Genomic DNA, 24,446 nt, shown 5'->3' with positions numbered 1-24,446 from the left:
CCGATGTCGGCCCCGCCATCGCCGCGCGAGCTGACCGAAGTCGAGCGCATCCACGGGCTGTATTCGTACGTGCCGACCACGCTGGCCGGCAATGCGGCCGGTGCGTCGGTGATGGCGCTGCTGTTCTGGGACCATGCGCCGCGCTGGCTGCTGGCCGCCTGGATGGTGATGTTCTGGGGGCTGTGGTTCTTCCGGGTGTGGGCGCTGGCGGTGTTTCGCAATCGCAACGTGCAGACGCTGGCCGATGCGCAGCCGTGGTTCCGCGTGTGGGTCGGCGCGACGATGGGCTCGGGCATCGTCTGGGGCTCGGCCGCGTGGCTGTTCTACCCGCACGGCGGCACGACGGAGCGCATCGGGCTGCTGCTCACCGTCTACAGCTTCTGCGTGGCCGGCATGCCGATCCTCGCGCCGATGCGCAAGGTCTACAACGTCTTCGCGCTGCTGTGCTTCGGGCCGACGGTGCTGCGCGTGGGGCTGCCGGGCGGCTTCGACGACCTGGTGCTGGCCGGCGTGCTGCTGACCATTGTCGCGATGACGACGTTGCTCGCGAGCGACTACCGGCTCAACTACGAGAACTTGCTGAAGCTGAAGCTGCGTGCCGATGAGCTGGGCGCGCAGCTGCGCGCCGAGAAGGCGGCGGCTGACGCGGCGCGCCAGCAGGCCGAGGTGGCCAACCGCTCGAAGACGCAGTTCTTCGCGGCCGCGAGCCACGACCTGCGCCAGCCGCTGCATGCGATGGGGCTGTTTGCCGAGGCGCTGCGGCAGCGCAGCCACGACGAGGAGGTGATCCACCTCGTCAACAGCATCAACGGCTCGGTCGACGCGCTGGAGGGTCTGTTCTCGGAGCTGCTCGACATCACCAAGATCGACACCGGCGGCGTCGAGACGCAGGCCGAGCATTTCAACATCGGCGCGATGTTCGGGCGGCTCAGGCTGCACTTCGAGCCGACCGCGTTCGAGAAGGGTCTGGGGCTGCGCTTTCGCGGCGGGGCGAACAACGCGTTCGCCGACCCGGTGCTGGTGGAGCGCATCCTGCGCAACCTGGTCTCGAACGCGATCCGCTACACGCAGGACGGCACGGTGCTGGTGAGCTGCCGCAAGCGCGGCGGGCGGCTGTTGCTGCAGGTGTGGGACACCGGCGTGGGCATCCGCGAGCGCGAGCAGGAGCGCATCTTCGAGGAGTTCTACCAGGTGCCGCAGGGCGATGCGCTGGCGCCGCACCAGCGCAAGGGGCTGGGCCTGGGGCTGGCGATCGTCAAGCGGCTGGCGGGGCTGATGGAGGCGCCGCTGTCATTGCGCTCGCGCCCGGGGCACGGCACGGTGTTCTCGCTGGAGCTGCCGCCCGGCAAGGCGCCGCGCGCGGTGGCGCCGTCATTCGGCGGCAAGGCACCGATCGGGCTGACGCTGGACCGGCGCCGCATCGTGATCGTCGAAGACGAGCCGGCGGTGCGCGACGGGCTGGAGGTACTGCTGAAGGGCTGGGGTGCGAGCGTGCGCAGCTTCGAGACGGTGGCGGCCTGCCGGGCCTGGGCGCAGAGCGACGAGGCCGGCCACGAGGTGCCCGACCTGCTGATCGTCGACTACCGGCTGGAGCACGGCCACACCGGGCTGGAGGCGATCCAGGCGCTGCGCGAACGCTTCGGGCCGGGGGTGCCGGCCATCATGGTGAGCGGCAGCACGATGACGAACCACGAGGTCGAGGCGCAGGCGCACAACTTCCACCTGCTGGTGAAGCCGGTGGTGCCGAACAAGTTGCGGGCGATGATCAGTTTCAAGCTGGGGGTGCGTGGGGGGTGAGGCGGGATCCGAGGCGCGAGCGACGCACCTGAGAGTGCGAATCGGCCAGAGGGGTGAAGCCGTTTGTCCCGGCTTGGAACTTGGAATGCGGATCGGTCACACAGGGGGAGCGCCTGCTGGTGAGTGGTCTGTGTGATTGCTGCATGGCGAGGCATCGTTTTACTGCGCTCTGGAGCAAATTCATGACAATCAGCACCACTACATCCCCCCGTCCGGCGGTTCAGACGGAAAACACTCACAACGCAACAGCGCCGCAAGTGTCCGTGGTACCCGTGAATACAAAGATTGCCGAACAGCGCAGCGGTGCTGGCAAACATTGCGAACGGTTGGTTCCATTCAACGATGGAAAATGGCACGTAGTTCCGTCGCAGAGATGGTACACAAACGACCGCAGTGAAGCACTTAAGTTGGCGAGCGGACTTGTGGCCCAAACGATCAATGGATTTCGTGGAATTGATAAATCTCAGTTGAACGAGCCAGCTCTCAAGCTCGCCATTGAAGGCACCTATCGCTGGCTTTCCGAGCAGATGCATGCCATTAAATATAAACCGAATGACGGTAGGAGAGAATCAGAGTTCGATGGTGGATTCTCGGATTTCGAGAGGGGCTCAACTGCGGCCATGGAGCAAGGAAATGTTCTCGAGTATGAGAAGGCATTGCAGAGGCTCTGCGATTATCTCGCTTTCCAGAATTCCGACGGAAATCATGTCGCCGCCGATACTGACATTGATGGTCTGCTTTATGACATAGCCAATCTCAACTCTTGTGAGGGCGCCAGGTTGGTTCCCCAAGAAGCAGGGCAAGCTGATAGGACGTCGACTGAGGTTTTTTATGAGCCGAACGACGCTGTCGGAGAAGGTGCAGTTTTAATTGAAATTGAAAAGCCCGTGCAGATTCCAGCTTGCGGTCTTGCGTCAAGCGAAAAAAATAACTCTACAGGGATTTATGTTTCTCCTAAGGGGGAGCCCTCCGATGATGTTTGGGAGGTGATCGATGATTTAATTGCCGATCTTGAGTCCGGGAAAAGGGCTCCGCACTCAATGCATGAAATTGAGGCGAATCTGTTGGAGCCGGATGTCCGCCCCAATATCGGCCGGAAAAATCTTCCTTTGTCAGATGGGGATGGCAAAAAGAAAAATGATGAAAAGCCTCCTCGCAGACGTGATCGAGATGCTCACAAAAGTGGAGCGGCAAAGTCCCCGGCCACGGCCGAGGGAGAAATCAAGCCCTCAGGGCTGCCGGGCAGTAAAGCTCTGATGCGCGAACCCGTAAAGACTGGAGATCTGCAAGAGCTGCTTGCGTACCATGCATTGCGCGAGGTGGGTATTACGAAAATGAAAGTCAAGGCGACGAGGTCAAGTTACAACCTTTTGTTGGCCCAGAGGGCTGAAATAAAATTTTCCACGGACTCCAAGACTGAATTGGTCAAGCATGCTGCGTCTTCGCTGAAGACCCTGCAAGAAAAAGCGACTGAATCGCTTTTTCCGGATATATGGCTGGGCTATCTCGCAACAATGGATGAAGTCTTTGATTGCTGGATAGACTTGACGAGGGAAAAGAAGGATAAATCAGATTTGAGTGAAATAAAGAAGGCTTTCATTGAAAGATCTTTGCCACTTCTTGTGGAGAACAAAATTTCAGAGTTCTCCAATCTGTTTCGGCGAGAACTCATGATGATGATGCACGATTTCAACTATCATGGAAGCGTTGTGAAGATGTTGTGTCGCAAGCGTGGGTTATTTAGCGCAGATAATGTGGTGAATAAGGATTTCGCAAAAGAAATTGAGATGATTGCGAGCGAGATTGATAAAGGAGTTAATCTGAGGGGCTCTAGTATTTTGGGTGCCATTTCGTTGAAGGTGGTGGGGGATGGCAGGCAGGATATAATCAGAATTTATGATCGAATTTATAGTAATTCTGTCGGGGAACTGATGGAGAAAATTGGTGGATTTCGCATGAAGTTCATTGCGGATGCCGAGAAGTTTCTCTCGGAAAACGACCTGATCGGATTCAGTCAATTGTGTCAACGACATGCGAGTGCAGTCAATAAGGTAATCTGACATTTCCTTTCGAGTCATCGGGCTCGGTGACGGTGATTTAATATTCACGAACGTTGTTTCTGCACGGGCTTTCCCCAACGGGGTAAGTCCGTCCCTGCCTCCGTCGCGGTTCCGTGAAAAATCTCCCCGCCCCACCACCCGAGGAGAGAGACATGGACCGCCGCACCCTCATCACCCGTACCGGCCTGGCCGGCGTGCTCGCCGCCACCAGCGCCCCGGCCATCGTCCACGCCCAGACGGCCCTGCGCTGGCGCCTCGCCTCCAGCTTCCCCAAATCCCTCGACACCATCTTCGGCGCCGCCGAGGTGTTCGCGAAGAAGGTCGGCGAGCTGTCGGGCGGCAAGTTCCAGATCTCGGTGCACGCGGCCGGCGAGATCATGCCGGCCTTCGGCGTGGTCGATGCGGTGCAGAACGCCACCGTCGAGATCGCGCACACCGCGCCGTACTACTTCTTCGGCAAGGACGAGACCTTCGCGCTCGGCTGCGCGATCCCGTTCGGCCTGAACTCGCGGCAGATGACGGCGTGGATGTTCGAGGGCAACGGCCTGAAGCTGATGCGCGAGTTCTACAAGAACTTCAACATCATCAGCTTCCCCGGCGGCAACACCGGGGCGCAGATGGGCGGCTGGTACCGAAAGGAGATCAAGAGCGCGGCCGACATCAAGGGCCTGAAGATCCGCATCGGCGGCTTCGCCGGCCGCGTGATCGAACGCATGGGCGGCGTGCCGCAGAACATCCCCGGCGGCGATATCTACCCGGCGCTCGAGAAGGGCACGATCGACGCCGCCGAATGGGTCGGGCCCTACGACGACCAGAAGCTCGGCTTCAACAAGGTCGCACCGAACTACTACTACCCCGGCTGGTGGGAAGGCGGCCCGCAGCTCGACTTCTTCGTCAACACCAAGGCCTACGACGCGCTGACGCCGGAGTACAAGGCGGTGGTCGAAGCGGCGGCCGCGGTGGCCCACATCGACATGCAGGCCAAGTACGATGCGCGCAACCCCGGTGCGCTGAAGCAGCTGGTCGGCAGCGGCACCAAGCTGTTCCGCTTCCCGAAAGACGTGATGGACCTCGCCTTCAAGGAGTCGATGGCCATCTACGCCGAGTTGTCGGGCAAGAACCCGAACTGGAAGAAGGTCTACGAGGACTTCAGCAAGTTCCGCGCAGACCAGAACCTGTGGTTCCGCTTCACCGAAGCGGGGTTTGACGAGTTCATGCAGCAGCAGAAGTTGTAGTCGGCCGGCCCCCGGATTGGCATCCGGGCTACTTGGCGTCCTGCTTCAGGGCGCGCTCCACCGCCTTCATCTGCTCGTCGTCGGCGCCGGACTTCGATGACGACTGCGCGCTCGCCGGCTCTTCGGCCGGCTGCGGCATCAGGCCGTCCATCGACGGTGCCGGCTTGTCCTGACGGTCCTGCTGCAGCTGCTGCATGATCTCGTCGTTGTTCAGCTTGTTCTCCTTGCCGAGCCCGCTCGACACCAGCCCGGGGAACGCGATCACCAGCCCCACCATCACGATCTGGATCAGCACGAACGGGATCGCGCCGCGGTAGATCTGCCCGGTCGTCACCTTCGCGACCGGCGCCTTCGTGACCTTGTCGGTGTAGTCGTCGACCGGCGCGACGCTGCGCAGGTAGAACAGCGCGAAGCCGAACGGCGGGTGCATGAACGAGGTCTGCATGTTCACCGCCAGCAGCACGCCGAACCACACCAGGTCGATGCCCAGCGTGTGCGCCACCGGCCCGATCAGCGGGATGATGATGAACGACAGCTCGAAGAAATCGAGGAAGAACGCCAGCACGAACACCAGGATGTTGACGACGATCAGGAAGCCGAGCTGACCACCGGGCAGGCCGGTCAGCAGGTGCTCGACCCACTTCGGCCCGTCCACGCCCTGGAACGACAGGCTGAACACCGTCGAGCCGACCAGGATGAACAGCACGAAGCACGACAGCTTCATCGTCGTGTCCATCGCCTGGCGCAGCAGGCTCAGGTTCAGGCGCCGGCGCGCCAGCGCCATCACCAGCGCACCGGTCGCCCCCATCGCGCCGCCCTCGGTGGGCGTGGCCACGCCGAGGAAGATGGTGCCGAGCACCAGGAAGATCAGCGCCAGCGGCGGAATCAGCACGAAGGTGACGCGCTCGGCCATCTTCGACAGCAGGTTCAGCCGCGTCACGCGGTTGATCACCGCCAGCAGGAACGCGAAGCCGACGCCGGCGCACATCGAGGTGACGATCAGCTCATCGGTGGGCGTTGCGTCGGGCCGGGTGCGCGCGAACGCAAAGGCCGACGCCACCGACAGCACCGTCACCACGGCCAGCGAGCGCAGCCCGCTGCTGCCATCGGCCTCGCGGATCGTGCGCGCTTCCTTCGGGAGCGCCGGTGCCCACTGCGGGCGGAACATCGTCACGCCGACGATGTAGAGCACGTACAGGCCGGTCAGCACGAAGCCGGGGATGAACGCGCCCTTGTAGAGGTCACCGACGCTCTGGCCCAGCTGGTCGGCCATGATGATCAGCACCAGCGACGGCGGGATGATCTGCGCGAGCGTGCCCGAGGCCGCGATCACGCCGGACGCGACACGCCGGTCGTAGCCGTAGCGCAGCATGATCGGCAGCGAGATCAGCCCCATCGAGATCACCGAGGCGGCCACCACGCCGGTGGTCGCGGCGAGCATCGCGCCGACCAGGATCACCGCGAACGCGAGGCCGCCGCGGATCGGGCCGAACAGCTGGCCGATGGTGTCGAGCAGGTCTTCGGCCATGCCCGAACGCTCGAGCAGCAGGCCCATGAAGGTGAAGAACGGCACCGCGAGCAGCGTGTCGTTCTGCATGATGCCGAACATGCGCAGCGGCAGCGCCTGCAACAGCGCCGACGGCAGCAGCCCGAGCTCGATGCCGATGAAGCCGAACAGCAGCCCGCAGGCCGCCAGCGAGAACGCGACCGAGTAGCCGAACAGCAGGAACACGATCAGGCTGCCGAACATGATCGGCGCCATGTTGGAGGAGATGAACTCCATCATTTCGTGCTCCCTTGGGCGTCGAGCGCAGCCTTCTCACGCACCGCCACTTCTTGCAGGCGCAGGAACTCGGCGAGTTCCTCTTCGGCCGATTTGCCGCCGCCCTTCTTCATCGGGTCGGGCACCAGGCCCTTCAGGAAGGCCACGCGCTTGATCAGCTCGGACACGCCCTGCAGCCCGAGCAGCACCAGCCCCACCGGCAGCAGCGCCCAGGCCGGCCACAGGACCAGCCCGCCGGCGTTGCCCGACACCTCGCCGCTGTTGAACTTGCTGATGACCACCGGCCACACCAGCCGGGTCGCGACGATCACGAAAGGCATCAGGAAGGCGCAGATGCCGACGATGTCGATCCAGATCTGCGTGCGCTTCGAGAAGCGGCCCGAGATCACGTCGATGCGCACGTGTTCCTGGCGCAGCAGCGTGTAGCCGGCGGCGAGCAGGAACACCGCGGCGAACAGGTACCACTGGATCTCGAGGTAGGCGTTCGAGCTGACGTTGAAGACCTTGCGGACGATGGCGTTGCCGGCGCTGATCAGCACGGCGGCCAGCACGAGCCAGGCGAGCCACTTTCCGACGAATTCGTTCAGCCGGTCGATCAGGCGTGACAGGGACAGCAGGGGTTGCACGGGCGTCTCCAGGACTGGTTCTTTTGGCAGGGTGGAATCAGACCCCAACCCGGCGTGGCGGGCAACGGGTCAAACAGCTAAGTGAAACTACGTGGCGGAAGGCGCTTCGCCGAAATCGCGGCAGTGCTCGACCGCGTACTTGATCAGCTCGGCCTGGCCTTCCAGGTTCAGCTTGCGCTTGATGTTCTGGCGGTGCGATTCGACGGTGCGCACGCTGAGGTTCAGGTCTTGCGCGATCTGCTTGCTCGAGCGGCCCTTGGCCAGGCACGCGAGGATCTCGCTCTCGCGCAGCGACATCACCGGCCGCGGCGTCTGCGCGCGCATCAACCGGCCCGAGATCGCCGCGCTGAGGAAGGTCTCGCCGGCCTGCACCGCGGCGATCGCGTCGATGATGTCGGTCGACGGCGCGTCCTTCAGCACGTAGCCGCGCGCGCCGGCCTGCATCGCACGGTTCACGTACTCGGGGTTGTCGTACATGCTGAGCACCAGCACGCGCAGCGCGGGCCGCTCGGCCAGCAGGCGGCGCGTCAGCTCGATGCCGTTGACGTCTTTCATGCCGATGTCCATCAGCACCAGGTCGACCTCGTGCGCGGCCAGCTGCGCGAAGGCCTCGGCCGCATCGCCGGCCTCGCCGACCACGTCGATGCCGGCCACGGTGCACAGCCGGGCCTTCAGCCCTTCGCGCACCAGCGGGTGGTCGTCGACGATCAGCAGGCGGGTCACGGTGGCACTGGCGTGGTGGGTCATGGGGCGGTGGTGGCGAAGCGGCGCAGCGCCGAGGCGGGCACGTCGGCGACGACCTCGGTGCGGCCGGCGCGCGATGACACCCTCAGGTTGCCGCCGATCGATGCGAGCCGCTCGCGCATGTTGCGCAGCCCGATGCCGCGGCGCGGGTGCTGCTGCATCGCCCCCACGTCGAACCCACGGCCGTCGTCGATCACGCGCAGCCGCACGCCGCCGGCACCGAAGGCCAGACGCAGCGCGATGCGCGACGCGGCCGCGTGCTTGTCGATGTTGTTCAGCGCTTCCTGCGTCACGCGGAACAGCACGGTGTTGATCTCGTTCGGCAGGCCCTCGGGCGGCTCGCCGCGCACCCGCACCTGCAGCGGCAGGCGGCGCTGTTCGCCGAACTCTTCGCCGAGGTGGGCGAGGGCGGCCGGCAGGCCCAGCACGTCGAGCTCGGCCGGGCGCAGCCGGTGCGAGATCTCGCGCACCTCGCCGAGCGCGCCGTTCAGCCGCACCAGCGCCTTGGTCAGCGTGGCCGGCGCCTCGGGCCCGAGCTGCGCGACCGAGGATTCCATCAGCAGCTTGATCGACACCAGCGTCTGGCTTGTGCTGTCGTGCAGCTCGCGCGACAGGTAGGCGCGCTCGTCTTCCTGCGACTGCACGACCTGGCGCGCCAGCAGCCGCAGCTTGGCATCGGCGATGCGCTGCTCGCTGACGTTGAGCGCCAGCCCGCAGCCGCCGATCAGCACGGTGCCCAGCAGCGCGATGCCGGCGATCCACCACATCGTGTCGGCGATGTTGGCGGTGACCTGCTGGTCGAGCTGCTTCATCGTGGCCTGCACGTCGTCGAGGTACAGCCCGGTGCCGAACATCCAGTTCCAGCGCGGCAGCGCGACCACGTAGCCGAGCTTGGGCGTGATCTGCCCGGTGGAGGGCTTGCGCCACAGGTACTCGACGAAGCCGCCGCCTTCGCGCGCCTGCGCGATCAGCCGCTGGATCACCGGTTCGCCGTTGGCGTCGCGCATGTCCCACATGTCCTGGCCGACCAGCTCGGGCTGGCGCGGGTGCATCAGGTTCTTGCCGGCCAGGTCGTAGAGGAAGAAGTAGCCGTCGCTGCCGTAGTCGAGCGACGCGAGGCGGCGGATCGCCTGCTCCTTGGTCGCGTCGTCGTCGCGACCGGAGGCGTAGAGCGGCGCGATCGTGCTCTGCGCGAGGTCGACATAGTGGCGCAGCTCGTTCTGCTTCGAGGCCATCGTCGCGGCCTCGACGACGGCGCGCTCGCGGGCGGCGAGGTCGTTCTCTTTCTGGCGCACCGCGACCGCGATCAGCAGCAGCGATGCGATCAGCGGGATCACCGCGAACAGGAAGACCTTCAGCTTCAGGCGCATGGACGGCCGCCGTGCCCCGGGATCAGGCAGTGCCTGTCGCCGCGCGGTAGAGCTTGCCGGAGCGCGTGCCGCTGCGGCAGAACGCGAGGATGGGCTTGGGCAGCGCGGCCAGCAGCGACGCGAACGCGGCGATCTGCTCGGGCGTCTGCACGGCCGGCGCGACCGGCAGGTGCGCGTACTGCAGGCCGGCCGCGCGAGCGGCGGCTTCGATCGTCGCGCTGGTGGGTTGATCGGGGCCGCCTTCGAAATCGGGGCGGTTGTTGATCACGCTCCTGAAGCCCTGCTGCGCGGCCCAGGCCATCGCGGCCGGTTCGAGCTGGGGCGCGACGCAGACCTCGGCGCTGAGCTGCTGGACGACAGGGTCGCTCATGGTCGGCGACCTATTTGCTCAAGGCCTGCTTGACCGCGGCGGACACCAGGCCCATGTCGGCCTTGCCGGCCAGGCGGGTCTTCACTGCGCCCATCACCTTGCCCATGTCGCCGGGGCCGGTGGCGCCCAGCTCGGCGACGAGCTTGCCGACCTCGGCGGCGACCTCGTCGGCCGACAGGCGCTGCGGCAGGTAGCCTTCGAGCACGGCCAGCTCGGCGGTTTCCTTGTCGACCAGGTCGGTGCGGTTCGCGGCGGCGAACTGCGTGATCGAATCCTTGCGCTGCTTGATCAGCTTGTCGACGATGGCGATCACCGCGGCGTCGTCGAGCACGATGCGCTCATCGACCTCTTTCTGCTTCAGCGCCGCGAGCAGGCCGCGGATCGTCAGCAGGCGGGCGGCGTCTTTGGCCCGCATCGCGGTCTTCATGTCTTCGGTGATCTGGTCTTTGAGGCTCATCGCAGGATCTCGTGAAGAAGAGGGTGGCTCGCAGGGGGCAAAAACGACAAAGCCCGCGTGCTGCGGGCTTTGGGGATCTGGGGCGCCCGGTGTTCAGGCCGGCAGCGCCGAAGAATCAGTACAGGCGCTTGGGCAGCTGCATGCTGCGAATGCGCTTGAAGTGGCGCTTGACGGCCGCAGCCTTCTTGCGCTTGCGCTCGGCGGTCGGCTTTTCGTAGAACTCGCGGGCGCGCAGGTCGGTCAGCAGGCCCAGCTTTTCAATGGTGCGCTTGAAGCGGCGCAGAGCCACGTCGAACGGCTCGTTTTCTTTGACGCGAATCGAAGTCATAGATCCAGAAGTTTTTGCGCTCGGTGTCTCACTGTCGTTCGCCCGGGCTCTCAGGAAGGAGGTTCCGGAATCCAGCCTGGGGCATGGACGAAGATTTGTAGTGAAATCGCGGCGCGGGTTTGCCAGCAAAGACCGCGATTATAGCCATAGTTCCTGGTCATGCAAGCGGGGTGTCAGTGGCCGCTTTCAACGGGCTGCAGGCTGTCGGTGAGAGCCGTGGCGCAGGCGGCGGCGCTGGCCCAGGCCCACTGGAAGTTGTAGCCGCCGAGCCAGCCGGTCACGTCGACCACCTCTCCGATGAAGTGCAGGCCGGGCATGCGGCGGCTTTCCAGGGTTTGCGAACTCAGCTCGCGGGTGTCGACGCCACCGGCCGTGACCTCGGCCTTGCGGTAGCCCTCGGTGCCGTCGGGCGTCAGCTGCCAGCCCTGCAGGCCGGCGGCGAGTTGCTGCAGGTCGCGGTCTTTCAGATCGGCCACCGGGCGATCCGACAGGCCCGGCTGGGCCTGCAGCCACGCGGCGGCGAGCCGTGCCGGCAGCAGCGTCGCCAGCTCATTGCCCAGTTGCTTGCGCGAGGCGGCCTTGGCGTGCAGGAATTCCGCGGCCAGTTCGCGGTCGGGCGCCAGGTCGAGCTGCAGCGGCGTGCCGTGCTTCCAGAAGCTCGAGATCTGCAGCACGCCCGGGCCGCTGAGCCCGCGGTGGGTGAACAGCAGGTCTTCGACGAAGCGGGCCCGTGCCTTGCCGGCGCCGGTGCTGATCGCCACCGGCAGCGACAGCCCCGCCAGCTCGACGAAGGGCGCCCAGTCGGCGGCCGCGAAGGTCAGAGGCACCAGGGCCGGCCGGGTGTCGATCAGCTTGTGGCCGAACTGCTTTGCGACGCGGTAGCCGAAATCGGTGGCACCGATCTTCGGGATCGACAGCCCGCCGGTGGCGATCACGACGCGCCGGCAACGCACTGTGCCGTTCGCGGTGTCGAGTTCGAAGCGCCCGGGCTCGCCGCGCACCGCGTCGACCGCGCAGGGCTGCCAGCGCGTGACCTGGCCCTGCTCGCATTCGCGCAGCAGCATCGCGATGATGTCTTCCGCCGAGTCGTCGCAGAACAGCTGGCCCTTGTGCTTCTCGTGCCACGCGATGCGGTGGCGCTGCACCAGCCCGATGAAGTCCTGCGGCGTGTAGCGGGCCAGCGCCGAGCGGCAGAAGTTCGGGTTGTCTGACAGGAAGTTGGCCGGTCCGGCGTCGCGGTTCGTGAAATTGCAGCGCCCGCCGCCGGAGATGCGGATCTTCTCGGCCACCTTGGCCGCGTGGTCGATCAGCAGCACCCGGGCGCCGCGTTGGCCGGCGATCCCTGCGCAGAACAAGCCGGCCGCGCCTGCGCCGATCACCACCACGTCGTACGAATGCATCGCGGGATTATCCGGGCAGCGCAATCTGTGACAGGTGAGGGTGCTGCGGCTTCCTAGAATCGGCCGCTCTCCGCGCCCGCAACCGTTTGCCCTTTTGCACACCCATCAAAGATGAATCCTGATTCGACCACCGTGGCCCGAGCCACCTGGGCCGTGCGCCTGCAGTTMTTCGTTGCGGGCGTGCTGTTCGCGAGCTTCGGCGTGCACGTGCCGACCATCAAGCTGCACTACGCGCTCGGCGAGCAGGCGCTGGCGATCGCGATGCTGGCCGCCGGCGTCGGCGCGGTCGCCACGCTGACGCAGGCCGGCCGCTGGGTCGGGCGGCTGGGCGCGCGGCGTGCGGCGCTGCTGTCGGGCGGCGCGACCGCGCTGTGCCTGGCGCTGCTGCTGTCGTCGCACGCGTATGCGGGGCTGCTGGCGGTGATGGTGGTGTTCGGTGTCGGCACCAGCCTGTTCGACGTGTCGATCAACGCGGCCGCCGGTGAGCTGGAGCAGCGCGCCGGGCGCAGCCTGATGAGCGGCTTCCACGGCATGTTCAGCCTGGGCGGCATGGTCGGCGCGGGGCTGGGCAGCCTGCTGCTGTCGCACGAGGTCGGCGGCGCGACGCACCTGGTGGCGATGGCGGTGCTCGGCGCGGCGGCGATCGGCGGGGCCGGCGCGGTGATGCTGCGCACGATCGCAGGTTCCGACGACAAGGGCGGCTTCGAGCTGCCGCGCGGCCTGCTGGCGCTGCTGGGCGTGCTTGGCGCGCTGGGGCTGATCGCCGAGGGGGCGATGTACGACTGGAGCGTGCTCTACATGAAGCAGGAGCTGGCCAGCGAGGCGAGCTTCGCGGCGCTGGCGTATGCGAGCTTCAGTGCCGCGATGGCGGCCGCGCGCTTCGGCGGCGACTGGATCCGCGAGCGGGTGTCGCCGGCCTTGTTGATGAGCGGCAGCGCGGCGCTGGCCGCGGTGTCGATGGCGGCGGTGCTGCTGATCGGGCATCCGATGGTGGCGCTGGTGGGCTTCGCGCTGGTCGGGTTCGGCTTCGCGAACGTGGTGCCGGTGCTGTTCAGCGCGGCTGCGAAGGTGGATGCGAACCCGGCGCACGGGATCGCGGTGGTCGCGTCGGTGGGTTACCTCGGGATGATGGCCGGCCCGCCGTTGATCGGGATCATCGCGGAGCACGCGTCGCTGACGCTCGGGCTCGCGACGGTGTCGCTGTTCGCGGGGATATTGGCGGTGGCTGCGCCGCGGGCGCTGAGGCCAGCGGCGGCGTGATGCGGACAGGGCTTCGACAGGCTCAGCCCGACCCTTCGACAAGCTCAGGGCGAACGGGAAAAAACCGTTCGCCCTGAGCAGGGACCGAGCTTGTCGAGGGCCCGTGTCGAAGGGGTGGTGCCGAAGTCCGTAGCCCGGATACGAATCCGGGTTCGTTGTTCATGCATTCCCGGATTGGCATCCGGGCTACAAGGCTGCGCTCGTCAATGCGCCGCGGGATCGTCGGCCACTCGGGTCCAGCGGTATTCGGCCTTCTCGCCTGTCTCGATCATCGTGATTTCCACCAGCCAATCACCATCGGCCAACGGGCGCAGCGGCGGGCCGACCTCGTATTTGGGGCCCAAGGCGCCAAAACTCTTGATCGTTCCGACCGGCACGGCTGGAGCAGCAATGTATGCACTCATGCGATGACCTATGAGGACGTGTGATCGAGGTCAGCCTTTCCAAACGAACGGAAACTTCAGCTGCTTGAAGAACCCGTTCGGCACGTAATCCCCCACGACTCCATACTGATCCGGCCACTTGCGGTCCGCCTTCACCGCGGTGCCGAACAGGTAATCGATGAACGCGAAGTGCGCCGCGTAGTTCTTGTCGATCGCCTCGTCGTCCTGCGAGTGGTGCCAGTGGTGGAAATTCGGCGTCACGATCAGGTAGCGCAGCGGGCCGAGCCGCACGCTGACGTTGGCATGGTTGAACACCGCCTGGAAGCCGACCACGACGATGTACGCATCGATCACTTCCTTGCTGAAGCCCAGCACGTAGATCGGCGCCAGCACCAGCGTGCGGGTGATCAGCAGCTCGAGGATGTGCTGGCGCGAGCCGGCCAGCCAGTCCATGCTCTTCACGCTGTGGTGCACCGCATGCAGGCGCCACAGCACCGGCACCTCGTGGTAGCCGCGGTGCGTCCAGTACTGCACCAGGTCGGCCACCAGCACGATCAGGAACAGCGCGACCCAGAAGTTCAGCCCGGCAACCCAGCCGCGGATGCCGTCGTGCGCGGCCCAGCCGAACAGCCGGTGCACCACCAGGTTGGTTGCCAGCAGGACGAAACCCACCACCATGTGGTTCACGATGAAGTGGTGGAAATCGGTCTGCCATTCGGCGCGGAACACCGGCTGCTCGCGGCGCAGCGCGAACAGCTTCTCGATGAACACGAAGATCAGCGTCGAGCCGAGCAGGTCGAGGATGAACCAGTCGAGGCCGAGGTAGGGCGTGTGGTCGGGGAAGTCGCTCTTCACCGGCACCTTGTGGCCGCCCCAGGCCAGCGATGCGGCTACCAGCACGAACGACGCGAATGCCAGCCAGCGTGCCTGGCCGCGGATGATGTTGAACAGCGACAGTGAGCCGGCGATCACCAGCGCCACCAGCAGCACCTGCCGTATCACGTCGACGTTGTAGTTCGGGCGCAGCTCTGGCGTCGTCAGGTACTCGGGGAAGTGAAAGGCGATCACGCCCAGGAAGCACAGGATGGACAGCCCCAGCGCGATCACGCCGGTCACCATGCCGTGGCCGCGTTCCAGCGGGCCGTGTGAAGCCGTCAGGCGGTTCAGCTTGTCGATCTTGAGCATCAGGTCCTCACTCCGCCCGCGATCTTGCGTGGCCGGCGATTATGCGGCGGTGCTCTGCGCTTCAGGCGACCCGGGAGACCCCCATTTGGAGGGATTCCGGCAGGGCGTCATGGGCCTGCAGGCCGCGCAGCACCTCGCCGACGAGGATGATCGCCGGGCTGCCGAGCTGCTCGCGCTCGATCAGGCCGGCCAGGTCGCCGAGCGTGCTCGTGGCATGCCGCTGCTGCGGCTGGCTTGCGTGCTGCACGACGGCGATCGGCGTCTGCGCCGGCAACGCCTGCAGCAGGCCCGCTTGCAGCGCGGCCGCCTGTGCCACGCCCATGTAGATCACGAGGGTCAGCCCCTGCGCGGCCGCGGCGGCCAGCGTCGGCCAGTCGGGCGAGGCGCCCGATTCCTTCGCATGGCCGGTCACCAGGATGACGCCGTGCGCATGGTCGCGGTGCGTCAGCGGCACGTCGAGCGAGGTCGCGGCGGCCAGCCCCGACGTGATGCCGTTGACCACCGACACCGCGATGCCCTGCGCGCGCAGGTGCTGCATCTCTTCGCCGCCGCGGCCGAACACGAACGGGTCGCCGCCCTTCAGCCGCACCACGCGCTCGCCCTTCAGCGCCTCGGCGGCCATCAGCTTCTCGATGAAAGCCTGCGGCGTGCTCGCGCAGCCGCCGCGCTTGCCGACGTGCACGATGCGCGCGCTGCGCCGTGCATAGCGCAGCACGCCGTCGCTGACGAGGTCGTCGACCAGCAGCACCGTGGCGGCGCGGATCGCGCGGATCGCCTTCAATGTCAGCAGCTCCGGGTCGCCCGGGCCGGCGCCGACCAGGGTCACATTCCCCGGCGTCACGCCGCCGGGCTGCATTGATTCGTTCATGCCGTCTTCTCCTTCGGGTGCGCCCGTTCCAGTGCCGCGAGGCCGTCGAGCAGGCAGGCCACCTGCTGCGTCAGCGGCGAGGGCGCCGGCTTCTCGCCGCTGATGACCGACTGGATGTACATCGCGGTGGTGGCCGCATCGCAGGTGCGCGGCAGCACCGGCAGTTCGCGCAGCACGCCGTCGTGCGCCGACAGCGAGAGCTCGGCGCGCGGCTGGCCGTCGATGAACACATCCATGCGCGGCAGCCGGCGCGGGTCGGCCACCGGCTCGCCTTCGGTGCCGCGCATCAGCAGCGCGTTGGCGGTGGTGCGCTGCAGGAAGTCGGTCAGCATCGTGCCGTACTCCGGGTGCGTGTAGTTGACGACGCGCAGCGCCTGCCCGGGCGCGCAGGGGTCGAGCAGCTTCGCGACGGTGTGGCCGGAGTTGCGCAGGCCGATGGTCCAGCGCGCGTCGAGCAGGCGGGCCAGCGGCGGGCACAGCGTGTCGGTGCGGATGAAGACTGGCTCGCGGCGGCGCCAGGCCTGGGCCACGTCGTCGGCATTGCGCGCGAGCGGCAGCCCGAGCACCTGGAAGATGTCGGCGGTGGTGATGCGGCCCGGGTCCTCGGGCATGCCGTGCACCAGCACCGGCACGCCTTCCTGCGCGAGCATCAGCGCGAGCAGCGGTGTCAGGTTGGGCAGCTTGCGCGCGCCGTTGTATGACGGCAGCACCACCAGGGTGCGATCGCAGGCGATCGGCAGGCAGCGCGCGGCGGTGGCCTGCAGGAAACCGGCGAGTTCATCCACCGATTCGCCCTTGATGCGCATCGCCATCGCGAAGGCGCCGAGTTCGAGGTCGCTGACCTGGCCGTCCAGGACCTGGCTCATCAGGTCGAGGGCCTGCTCGCGTGACAGCGAGCGGGCGCCTTCCTTGCCGCGACCGATTTCCTTGATGTAGTTCGTGATGCTCATGGGCTCTCCCTGAGCGAGTTTCGCAAGTACCGGGCCAACGCGACGACGATTTGATGAGGCATGTATTAAGAGAAGGGGGATCAGGGGGCCAGCAAGGCGTTCTTCAGCGGCTCGCGCCACGCGCGTGCCGCGGGGTCGTAGACGCCGAAGCCCGAGGCCAGTTCCCAGTACGCCCAGCTGAAGCCGCGGCGCTCGGCCTCGTCGCGCAGGCGGCGGGTGTAGGTGGCGCGTGCCGCCATGTCGGCCTTGCCGTAGGCCCCGAATTCGCCGAGGTAGATCGGATAGCGGTGGCGCAGCGACCACGCGAGTGCGGTGTCGAGCGGGCCGCGCATCTGCGCGAGCTTCGTCGCGTCGCAGCACGAGGTGCCCAGCCAGGCCGACGCGCCGCTCGCCCATTCGGCGCCCTGGTGCGTGAAGTGGAAGGGCTCGTAGTTGTGCACCGTGACGATCAGGTTCGCGTCGTTCGGCAGCACGAGGCTCGCGAGCGCATTGGCGCTGTTCCACTGGGTCGGTCCGATGACGACGATGCGGGTCGGGTTGCTGCGGCGTACCACCTGCAGCGCGCGGGCGGCGAGGTCGTTCCAACTGGAGGTCTGCGCGCCGTGCGGCTCGTTGTACAGCTCGAACACCAGCTTGGGGCCCCGCGTGCTGTAGTGCTGGGCGATCTGTTTCCACATGTTCAGGAAGCGCAGCGCATGCAGGCCGGCGGCCACCGGGGCCTCATCGCCATCGAGTGCGTCGCCGTCGAGCTGGCGGTAGTGGTGCATGTTCAGCACGACGACGAGGCCCTTGTCGAGCAGCGAATCGACGGCGGTGTCGACGCGCTTGAAGAACGCCGGGTCGATGCGCGCCTCGGCGTCGACCGACGCATGGTTGCTCCAGCGCACCGGCAGCCGGGCGTTGGTGAAGCCGGCCTCGGCGACCTTGTCGACCAGCGCGCCGTCGTAGCGCAGGCCCCAGGCGCCTTCGGTGGGCGCGTCGAAGATGTTACCGAGGTTCACGCCGCGGCCCATCGCGTGCGCGGTCTCCAGGGCCTGGGGCGATGCGCCGGGGGCGGATCCGGCAGCCATCGGCGGGTAGTCGGCGAGCGAGGCGGGCGCGGTGGCGCAGGCGGCGAGCAGGCTGCAGGCGCAGGCCAGCAGCAGGGCTGCGCGCGTCAGGATCGTCATGCTGTCTCCATCGTTGTTATGCGATGGCGATTCTAGGCAGCGGTCGAGACTGCAAGCTGTGACCGAACCATGCGCTTCAACGCGGGGATGCACGAACCGCAGTTGGTGCCGCATTTCAGCGCGCCCTGCAATTGAGCGAGTTGTTCGTCGGCCGGGCCGCTGCAGCGTTCGAGCTGCGCGAGGATGGCCGGCTCGGTGACGTTGAAACAGGTGCAGACCTGCTTGCCGCTGGCCGGCACCGCGACCGGCGCGCGCGCGCCCGGGCTCAGCAGCAGGCGGCCGTAGGCCTGGGCCGGCAATTCGTCCTGCAGCAGCGGCTTGATCCAGACCTCGGCGCTGGTGTCGCCGGCGAGCATGAAGCCTTCGAGTCGCGCTTCGTCGCCGGCGTGGCGCGCCAGCCGTATCGCGCGGCGCTGGCCGCGGCGCTTGTCGGCGTAGTGCAGCACCTCGGGTGCGGCCAGGCCGAGCAGGGTCTCGATGCGGTCGAGCACCGCGTCGGGCACCGGCTCGTAGGCGGCGGCGCGGAACAGCACGCCGCTGCGCTCGCGGCCGAACGGCACGCAGCTCGCGAACGCGAAGCCGTGCATCAGCGGCTTCAGCGCCTCGCGCACGCGCAGCGCCTCGTCGTCGGGCAGCCACGCGACGCCGAGCAGCCGCCACGGCAGCTCGGCCTTCAGCACCTTGACGGCCGTGTGCTTCAGCTCGGGCTGCTTCGAGCGCGGGCAGAAGGCCGAGGTCGTCAGTGCGTTGATGCCGTGCATCGGCGTGCTGCCGGTCTGGCCGCCGACGAACTCGTCGCCCCAGTGCATCGCGACGAAGGCCTGGGCCGGCGACACCTGGTCGCTGGCCTGCACCGGCAGCACGATGCTGCCGCGGCGCGAGCTGACGTGGACGAGGTCGCCGTCGGCGAGCTTCAGCCGCGCGAGGTCTTGCGCATGCAGTTCGATCGCCGGCTCCGGCACATGGCCGAACAGCCGGCCGATGGTGCCGGTGCGGCTCATGCCGTGCCACTGGTCGCGCAGGCGGCCGGTGGTCAGCGAGAACGGAAAGCGGGCGTCGCGCGGTTCGGCCAGCGGTTCGAACGGCGTGTCGGCGAAGCGGGCGCGCCCGGAGTCGGTCGGAAATCGCCCGTCTTCGTACAGGCGGGCCTGGCCGACCGACGCGCCGGCCGGGAAGGGCCACTGTGCCGGCCCGGTCTCTAGGCGTTCGTAGCTGAGCCCGGTGATGTCGAGGTCGCGTCCACGCGTCGTCTCGCGGTGCTCGTTCCAGACCGATTCCGGCGAGGCGTAGGCAAACAGCGACGGCAGCGAAGGCCGCAGCCGCGTTTCGAGCCGGCGCGCGAAATCGGTGGCCGCGGCCCAGTCGTGGCGGGTCTCGCCGGGTGCCGCGATGGCCGGACGCACGCGGCTGATGCAGCGTTCGCTGTTGGTGACGGTGCCGTCCTTCTCGCCCCAGCTGGTGGCGGGCAGCAGCAGGTCGGCGTAGGCGCAGGTGGCGGTGGTGGAGAACGCTTCCTGCACGACGACGAATTCGGCGCGTTCGAGCGCACGCCGCACGGTGGCCTGGTCGGGCATCGACTGCGCGGGGTTGGTGCAGGTGATCCACAGCGCGCGGATCTCGCCATCGGCGGCCGCCTGGAACATCTCGACCGCCGTCTTGCCCGGCACCGCCGGCACGTCGGGCACGCCCCACAGCGAGGCGACTTCCGCGCGGTGGGCCGGGTTCGCCAGGTCGCGGTGGCCGCTCAGCAGGTTCGCCAGCCCGCCCACTTCGCGCCCGCCCATCGCGTTCGGCTGGCCAGTCAGCGAGAACGGGCCCGCGCCCGGCTTGCCGATCTGCCCGGTGGCCAGGTGCAGGTTGATCAGTGCGGCGTTCTTGAAGGTGCCGGCGCGGCTCTGGTTGAGCCCCTGGCAGTACAGCGACAGCGTGCGGCCGTTGGCATCGGCGAACCAGCGTGCCGCCTGCACCAGCGCCGCCTCGTCGATGCCGCAGAGGCGCGCGGTGTCTTTCGGCGTGAACTCGCGCACGCGGTCGCGCAGCACGGCGAAGCCTTCGGTGTGCGCCGCGATGTAGGCCTGGTCGACCAGCCCTTCCCACAGCATCAGGTGCAGCATGCCGTTGAAGAGCGCGACATCGGAGCCGGGCAGCAAGGGCAGGTGCAGATCGGCGGCTTCGGCGGTTTCAGTGCGGCGCGGATCAGCCACGATGATCTTCATTGCCGGGTTGGCACGCTTGGCATCCTCGATCCGCCGGAACAGGATCGGATGCGCCCACGCGGTGTTGGCGCCCGCGATGAACAACGTGCTGGCAAGCCCCAGGTCGTCATAGCAGGCGGGGGGTGCATCGGCCCCGAGCGTGAGCTTGTAGCCCGCGACCGCGCTGCTCATGCACAGCCGCGAGTTGGTGTCGACGTTGTTGGTGCCGATGAGGCCCTTGGCGAGCTTGTTGAAGACGTAGTAGTCCTCGGTGAGCAGCTGGCCGGACAGGTAGAACCCGACCGCGTCGGGCCCATGCCGTTCGATCGTGCTGGCGAAGCGCTCGGTCGCCAAGTCGAGGGCGGTGTCCCAGGTGATCGGTCGTGGCGCCTGTCCTCGCTCGAGCCGCTGCATCGGCTGCAGCAGCCTCGACTGCATCGTGATCGCGGCGCTGGCGGTGTGGTGCAGCGTGCTGCCCTTCGTGCACAGGCGGCCGAAGTTCGCGGGGTGGTCCGGGTCGCCTCGTACGCCGGTGATCTGGTCGTTCGTCGATTCGATGATCACGCCGCAGCCGACGCCGCAGTAGGGGCAGGTGGAGCGGGTTTCACGCATCGTGTGGTCCTGCCGTGGCGACATCGATCAAACCGCCACCACCTGAATGACCTTGGGCCCCGCCACCGGCCGCACCAGATCGATCGCATGCTCGGCCAACTCACGTGCATCGAGATGCACCACCCCATTCGACACGTGCACCGCAAACCTCGGCGTGCAGCCGTCATCGGGCGCACGAGCACACCCGTCGTCCAGCCCGATCGTCCAGTTGTGCAGCGGGCACGCGACGCTGGTGCCAAACACGATGCCCTGGCTCAGCGGGCCGCCCTTGTGCGGGCAGCGGTCGAGCAGCGCGAACACCTGGTCCTGGTCGTTGCGGAAGATCGCGACATCGACGCCGGCATCGCGCGCCACGCGGCGCGAACCCAGCACCGGGATGTCGTCGACGCGGCAGATGGCTTGCCATTGGCTCATTGCGCTTCTCCGTGTGCGGCCGCCACCGGCGTGAACTGCCGCGTGTCGACCCGTGCCTTGTCGAAATCGAACCACGGGTCGGGCTCGCCATCGAGCGAGAACTTGAGCCGCTCCCACAGCGCCTGCCGGCCCTCGGCGTCGTCGAGGATCTTCTTCTTCGCGTAGTCGAGCCCGACGCGGCCGATCCAGTGCACCGTGCGCTCCAGGTACCAGGCTTCCTCGCGGTACAGCTGCAGGAAAGCGCCGCTGTATTCCAGCACCTCCTCGGCCGTCTTCAGCTTCACGAAGAACTGCGCCACCTCGGTCTTGATGCCGCCGTTGCCGCCCACGTAGATCTCCCAGCCCGAATCGACGCCGATCACGCCGACATCCTTGATGCCCGATTCGGCACAGTTGCGCGGGCAGCCGCTCACCGCCAGCTTCACCTTGTGCGGGGCGTACATCCGCCACAGCGCCCGCTCCAGGTCCTTGCCCATCTGCGTGCTGTCCTGCGTGCCGAAACGGCACCACTCCGAACCGACGCAGGTCTTCACCGTGCGCAAGGCCTTCGCATACGCATGGCCCGACGGCATGCCGATGTCCTTCCAGACGTTGACCAGGTCCTCCTTCTTCACGCCCAGCAGGTCGATGCGCTGGCCGCCGGTCACCTTCACGGTCGGGATCTTGTACTTGTCCACCGCGTCCGCGATGCGCCGCAGCTCGTCGGCCGTCGTCTCGCCGCCCCACATGCGCGGGATCACGCTGTAGGTGCCGTCCTTCTGGATGTTGGCGTGGCTGCGCTCGTTGATGTAGCGCGACTGCGGATCGTCCTGTGCCTGCTTCGGCCAGGTGCTGATCAGGTAGTAGTTGACCGCCGGCCGGCAGCTCGAGCAGCCGTTCGGCGTGCGCCACGCCAGGGTCTTGTAGACGCCGTCGATGCTCAGCAGCTTCTCGTTGCGGATCGCGTCGCGCACCTCCTGGTGGCTGTGCTCGGTGCAGCCGCACATCGCCTTCTTCTTCGGCGTCGCCGAATAGTCGCCACCCGCGGTGAACATCAGCAGCTGCTCGACCAGCCCGGTGCACGAGCCGCACGATGCGCTCGCCTTCGTGTGCTTGCGCACCTCCTCCAGCGTGAACAGGCCCTTCTCCTTGATCGCCTTGCAGACGGTGCCCTTGGTGACGCCGTTGCAGCCGCACACCTCGTCGGTGTCGGCCATCGCGGCCGCCTTGTTGTGGCCTTCGTGGCCGGTGTCGCCGATGTTCGATTCGCCGAACATCAGCTTGTCGCGGATGTCGGAGATGGTGCGGCCCTCGCGAAGCAGCTTGAAGTACCAGCTGCCGTCCACCGTGTCGCCGTACATGCAGGCGCCGACCAGCTTGTCGTCCTTGATCACCAGCTTCTTGTAGACGCCGCCGAACGGATCGCTCATCACGATCTCCTCGCAATCGGCGCCGCCCATGAAGTTGCCGGCCGAGAACAGGTCGATGCCGGTCACCTTCAGCTTGGTCGAGGTCTGCGAGCCGGTGTAGCGGCCGATGCCGAACTCCGCCAGGTGCGTCGCGCACACCTTGCCCTGTTCGAACAGCGGCGCCACCAGCCCGTACGCGATGCCGCGGTGCGCCGCGCATTCGCCGACCGAGTAGATGCGCGGGTCGGTCACCGTCTGCATCGTGTCGGTGACGACGATGCCACGGTTGCAATGCAGCCCGATCTTTTCGGCGAGCTCGGTGTTCGGCCGGATGCCGGCGGCCATCACGACCAGGTCGGCCGGGACCTCGGTGCCGTCCTTGAACTGCACCGCCATCACGCGGCCGCCCTTGCCGGCGTCGCGGTCGCCGATCAGCGCCTGCGTGTTCGCGCCGATCAGGAACTTCAGGCCGCGCGCCTCCAGCGACTTCTGCAGCAGCTTGCCGGCGGTGTCGTCCAGCTGGCGCTCCATCAGCCACGGCGCCACGTGCACCACGCTGACCTGCATGCCGCGCAGCATCAGGCCGTTGGCGGCCTCCAGCCCCAGCAGCCCGCCGCCGATCACCACCGCATGCTTGTAGCGGGTGGCGGCCTCGATCATCGTGTTGGTGTCGGCGATGTCGCGGTAGGCGATCACGCCTTCAAGATCCTTGCCGGGGATCGGCAGGATGAACGGGTTCGAGCCGGTCGTCACCAGCAGCCGGTCGTAGCTTTCCTCGGTGCCGTCGGCCGCGCGCACGACGCGCTTGAGGCGGTCCACGTCGACCACCTTCTTGCCGAGGTGCAAGGTGATGCCGTGCTCCTCGTACCAGCTCAGCGGGTTCAGCACGATCTCGTCGAGCGTCTGCTCGCCGGCCAGCACCGGGCTCAGCAGGATGCGGTTGTAGTTCGGGTGCGGCTCGGCCCCGAAGACGCTGATGTCGTACAGGTCGGGCGCGATCTTCAGCAGCTCTTCCAGCGTGCGCACGCCGGCCATGCCGTTGCCGACCATCACGAGTTTCATCTTCTTCATGTGAAGCTCCAGTTCCAGCTGCGTGCGCAGCGATAAAAGCAAAAGGGGGGCCAGCCGGACACGCGGTACGCTTGCGGCCCATGTGCCCGCCGGGCCGCCCCAAGGGCACATACCGGCGTGCGTAGCACAAAGGTTTCCTGATGAGCTTCGACGTCGAGATCGGTCACTTCAGCCTCGCGGGCCCGCGCCCGCGCAACGAGGATTTCGCCGCCTGCCTCGTGCCCGACGGCAACGACGCCGCGCGCGGCCTGATCGCGGCGATCGCCGACGGCGTGTCGTCCGGCGGGCTCGGCCTCGAGGCGGCGCAGACCACCGCGATGAGCGTCGTGCAGGATTACTTCGCCGCGCCCGACACCTGGCACACCACCGCCATCCTCGACCGCGTGATTGCCGCGCAGAACCGCTGGCTGGTCGACCACAACCGGCGCCGCCAGCGCAGCGCGCACGACGCGATGGGCATGACCACGCTGACCGCGCTGGTGCTGCGCGGCCACGGCTTCACGCTGGCGCACGTCGGCGACACGCGTGCCCACCTGCTGCGCGGCGACGAACTGGTGCAGCTGACGCAGGACCACGGCTTCGACCACCCCGACCAGCGCGGGCGCCTGACCCGCGCGATCGGGCTGGACGACGGCGTGCGCGTCGACTACCTGCAGGCCGAGCTGCAGACCGGCGACCTGTTCGTGCTGACCAGCGATGGCGTGCACGGCCTGCTCGCGCCGCGCCGCCTRGCCGCACTGGCACGCGACGGCTCGGCCCGCGAGGCGGCCGAGGCGCTGGT

The 24,446-nt window shown here is 67.0% G+C and carries 21 protein-coding genes; 5 read left to right on the top strand and 16 right to left on the bottom strand.

Annotated features, from left to right (window positions below):
• Positions 1–3 precede the first annotated feature (3 nt).
• From ACXJLU_RS20930 to ACXJLU_RS20920, 3 genes are all read left to right on the top strand, one after another.
• On the top strand, positions 4–1,797 hold the full coding sequence (locus ACXJLU_RS20930; RefSeq protein ID WP_457334276.1) for an ATP-binding response regulator: 1,794 nt from the start codon (positions 4–6) through the stop codon (positions 1,795–1,797).
• Between the two features lie 182 nt (positions 1,798–1,979).
• A complete protein-coding gene (locus ACXJLU_RS20925) occupies positions 1,980–3,857 on the top strand; it encodes a hypothetical protein (protein ID WP_457334274.1) in 1,878 nt (625 codons plus the stop codon).
• 152 nt (positions 3,858–4,009) lie between these two features.
• Positions 4,010–5,092: a TRAP transporter substrate-binding protein gene (locus ACXJLU_RS20920; RefSeq protein WP_457334272.1), complete on the top strand. Its 1,083-nt coding sequence runs from the start codon at positions 4,010–4,012 to the stop codon at positions 5,090–5,092.
• A gap of 28 nt (positions 5,093–5,120) precedes the next feature.
• On the opposite strand, the gene ACXJLU_RS20915 is transcribed toward ACXJLU_RS20920, so the two are convergent.
• From ACXJLU_RS20915 to ACXJLU_RS20880, 8 genes are all read right to left on the bottom strand, one after another.
• The gene (locus tag ACXJLU_RS20915; protein WP_457334304.1) at positions 5,121–6,875 is read right to left on the bottom strand and encodes a TRAP transporter large permease; all 1,755 of its coding nucleotides are present in this window, start codon (positions 6,873–6,875) and stop codon (positions 5,121–5,123) included.
• Positions 6,875–7,501: a TRAP transporter small permease subunit gene (locus tag ACXJLU_RS20910; protein ID WP_457334270.1), complete on the bottom strand. Its 627-nt coding sequence runs from the start codon at positions 7,499–7,501 to the stop codon at positions 6,875–6,877. Before ACXJLU_RS20910 ends, ACXJLU_RS20915 begins: the two co-directional genes overlap by 1 nt.
• Before the next feature lie 87 nt (positions 7,502–7,588).
• Positions 7,589–8,248, bottom strand: coding sequence for a response regulator transcription factor (locus ACXJLU_RS20905; RefSeq protein WP_073467620.1), 660 nt, complete (start codon positions 8,246–8,248; stop codon positions 7,589–7,591).
• Positions 8,245–9,615 (bottom strand): cache domain-containing protein, encoded by a 1,371-nt coding sequence (locus ACXJLU_RS20900; RefSeq protein WP_457334268.1) that lies wholly within the window; start codon positions 9,613–9,615, stop codon positions 8,245–8,247. The genes ACXJLU_RS20905 and ACXJLU_RS20900 overlap by 4 nt, the downstream gene beginning before the upstream one ends.
• 22 nt (positions 9,616–9,637) lie before the next feature.
• Positions 9,638–9,985 carry a protein tyrosine phosphatase family protein gene (locus ACXJLU_RS20895; RefSeq protein WP_457334266.1) on the bottom strand — a complete coding sequence of 116 codons (348 nt, stop codon included), beginning with the start codon at positions 9,983–9,985 and terminating at the stop codon, positions 9,638–9,640.
• A 10-nt stretch (positions 9,986–9,995) separates the two neighbouring features.
• On the bottom strand, positions 9,996–10,442 hold the full coding sequence (locus tag ACXJLU_RS20890; protein WP_457334264.1) for a GatB/YqeY domain-containing protein: 447 nt from the start codon (positions 10,440–10,442) through the stop codon (positions 9,996–9,998).
• A 115-nt stretch (positions 10,443–10,557) separates the two neighbouring features.
• Complete coding sequence (gene rpsU, locus ACXJLU_RS20885) at positions 10,558–10,770, bottom strand: 30S ribosomal protein S21 (protein ID WP_047503026.1); 213 nt, start codon at positions 10,768–10,770, stop codon at positions 10,558–10,560.
• Positions 10,771–10,943: 173 nt separating this feature from the next.
• On the bottom strand, positions 10,944–12,170 hold the full coding sequence (locus tag ACXJLU_RS20880; RefSeq protein WP_457334262.1) for a BaiN/RdsA family NAD(P)/FAD-dependent oxidoreductase: 1,227 nt from the start codon (positions 12,168–12,170) through the stop codon (positions 10,944–10,946).
• Between the two features lie 132 nt (positions 12,171–12,302).
• Here ACXJLU_RS20880 and ACXJLU_RS20875 point away from each other — a divergent pair, with 132 nt between their 5' ends.
• Entirely contained in the window at positions 12,303–13,430 is a 1,128-nt protein-coding gene (locus ACXJLU_RS20875; RefSeq protein WP_457334260.1) for an MFS transporter, read from the top strand.
• Between the two features lie 203 nt (positions 13,431–13,633).
• On the opposite strand, the gene ACXJLU_RS20870 is transcribed toward ACXJLU_RS20875, so the two are convergent.
• From ACXJLU_RS20870 to nirB, 8 genes are all read right to left on the bottom strand, one after another.
• Positions 13,634–13,834, bottom strand: a complete 201-nt coding sequence (locus tag ACXJLU_RS20870; RefSeq protein ID WP_457334258.1) for a DUF5397 domain-containing protein — start codon at positions 13,832–13,834, stop codon at positions 13,634–13,636.
• Positions 13,835–13,864: 30 nt separating this feature from the next.
• Complete coding sequence (locus tag ACXJLU_RS20865; RefSeq protein WP_457334256.1) at positions 13,865–14,998, bottom strand: sterol desaturase family protein; 1,134 nt, start codon at positions 14,996–14,998, stop codon at positions 13,865–13,867.
• A 61-nt stretch (positions 14,999–15,059) separates the two neighbouring features.
• A complete protein-coding gene (cobA, locus tag ACXJLU_RS20860) occupies positions 15,060–15,866 on the bottom strand; it encodes a uroporphyrinogen-III C-methyltransferase (protein WP_457334254.1) in 807 nt (268 codons plus the stop codon).
• Positions 15,863–16,816 (bottom strand): DNA-binding protein YbiB, encoded by a 954-nt coding sequence (ybiB, locus tag ACXJLU_RS20855; RefSeq protein ID WP_457334252.1) that lies wholly within the window; start codon positions 16,814–16,816, stop codon positions 15,863–15,865. The genes cobA and ybiB overlap by 4 nt, the downstream gene beginning before the upstream one ends.
• A gap of 80 nt (positions 16,817–16,896) precedes the next feature.
• Complete coding sequence (locus ACXJLU_RS20850) at positions 16,897–17,985, bottom strand: glycoside hydrolase family 5 protein (protein ID WP_457334250.1); 1,089 nt, start codon at positions 17,983–17,985, stop codon at positions 16,897–16,899.
• A 32-nt stretch (positions 17,986–18,017) separates the two neighbouring features.
• Positions 18,018–20,792, bottom strand: coding sequence for a nitrate reductase (locus tag ACXJLU_RS20845; protein WP_457334248.1), 2,775 nt, complete (start codon positions 20,790–20,792; stop codon positions 18,018–18,020).
• Between the two features lie 27 nt (positions 20,793–20,819).
• Positions 20,820–21,206 (bottom strand): nitrite reductase small subunit NirD, encoded by a 387-nt coding sequence (gene nirD, locus ACXJLU_RS20840; RefSeq protein ID WP_457334246.1) that lies wholly within the window; start codon positions 21,204–21,206, stop codon positions 20,820–20,822.
• A complete protein-coding gene (nirB, locus tag ACXJLU_RS20835) occupies positions 21,203–23,665 on the bottom strand; it encodes a nitrite reductase large subunit NirB (protein WP_457334244.1) in 2,463 nt (820 codons plus the stop codon). Before nirB ends, nirD begins: the two co-directional genes overlap by 4 nt.
• A gap of 140 nt (positions 23,666–23,805) precedes the next feature.
• Between nirB and ACXJLU_RS20830 the strand changes: the two genes are divergently transcribed.
• The coding region (locus ACXJLU_RS20830; RefSeq protein WP_457334242.1) for a PP2C family protein-serine/threonine phosphatase at positions 23,806–24,446 on the top strand (641 nt) is incomplete at its 3' end.

Source organism: Rhizobacter sp. P5_C2 (genome assembly GCF_054049715.1).
Note: the sequence above shows the minus strand (reverse complement) of the source record. Positions and strands in the feature narration are given on the sequence as shown.

Excerpts from the sequence above, each read along its gene's own strand:
- ACXJLU_RS20930 (WP_457334276.1), top strand. The coding sequence starts at position 4 with ATGTCGGCCCCGCCATCGCCGCGCGAGCTGACCGAAGTCGAGCGCATC.
- ACXJLU_RS20925 (WP_457334274.1), top strand. The coding sequence starts at position 1,980 with ATGACAATCAGCACCACTACATCCCCCCGTCCGGCGGTTCAGACGGAA.
- ACXJLU_RS20920 (WP_457334272.1), top strand. The coding sequence starts at position 4,010 with ATGGACCGCCGCACCCTCATCACCCGTACCGGCCTGGCCGGCGTGCTC.
- ACXJLU_RS20915 (WP_457334304.1), bottom strand. The coding sequence starts at position 6,875 with ATGGAGTTCATCTCCTCCAACATGGCGCCGATCATGTTCGGCAGCCTG.
- ACXJLU_RS20905 (WP_073467620.1), bottom strand. The coding sequence starts at position 8,248 with ATGACCCACCACGCCAGTGCCACCGTGACCCGCCTGCTGATCGTCGAC.
- ACXJLU_RS20900 (WP_457334268.1), bottom strand. The coding sequence starts at position 9,615 with ATGCGCCTGAAGCTGAAGGTCTTCCTGTTCGCGGTGATCCCGCTGATC.
- ACXJLU_RS20895 (WP_457334266.1), bottom strand. The coding sequence starts at position 9,985 with ATGAGCGACCCTGTCGTCCAGCAGCTCAGCGCCGAGGTCTGCGTCGCG.
- ACXJLU_RS20890 (WP_457334264.1), bottom strand. The coding sequence starts at position 10,442 with ATGAGCCTCAAAGACCAGATCACCGAAGACATGAAGACCGCGATGCGG.
- rpsU (WP_047503026.1), bottom strand. The coding sequence starts at position 10,770 with ATGACTTCGATTCGCGTCAAAGAAAACGAGCCGTTCGACGTGGCTCTG.
- ACXJLU_RS20880 (WP_457334262.1), bottom strand. The coding sequence starts at position 12,170 with ATGCATTCGTACGACGTGGTGGTGATCGGCGCAGGCGCGGCCGGCTTG.
- ACXJLU_RS20870 (WP_457334258.1), bottom strand. The coding sequence starts at position 13,834 with ATGAGTGCATACATTGCTGCTCCAGCCGTGCCGGTCGGAACGATCAAG.
- ACXJLU_RS20865 (WP_457334256.1), bottom strand. The coding sequence starts at position 14,998 with ATGCTCAAGATCGACAAGCTGAACCGCCTGACGGCTTCACACGGCCCG.
- cobA (WP_457334254.1), bottom strand. The coding sequence starts at position 15,866 with ATGAACGAATCAATGCAGCCCGGCGGCGTGACGCCGGGGAATGTGACC.
- ybiB (WP_457334252.1), bottom strand. The coding sequence starts at position 16,816 with ATGAGCATCACGAACTACATCAAGGAAATCGGTCGCGGCAAGGAAGGC.
- ACXJLU_RS20850 (WP_457334250.1), bottom strand. The coding sequence starts at position 17,985 with ATGACGATCCTGACGCGCGCAGCCCTGCTGCTGGCCTGCGCCTGCAGC.
- ACXJLU_RS20845 (WP_457334248.1), bottom strand. The coding sequence starts at position 20,792 with ATGCGTGAAACCCGCTCCACCTGCCCCTACTGCGGCGTCGGCTGCGGC.
- nirD (WP_457334246.1), bottom strand. The coding sequence starts at position 21,206 with ATGAGCCAATGGCAAGCCATCTGCCGCGTCGACGACATCCCGGTGCTG.
- nirB (WP_457334244.1), bottom strand. The coding sequence starts at position 23,665 with ATGAAGAAGATGAAACTCGTGATGGTCGGCAACGGCATGGCCGGCGTG.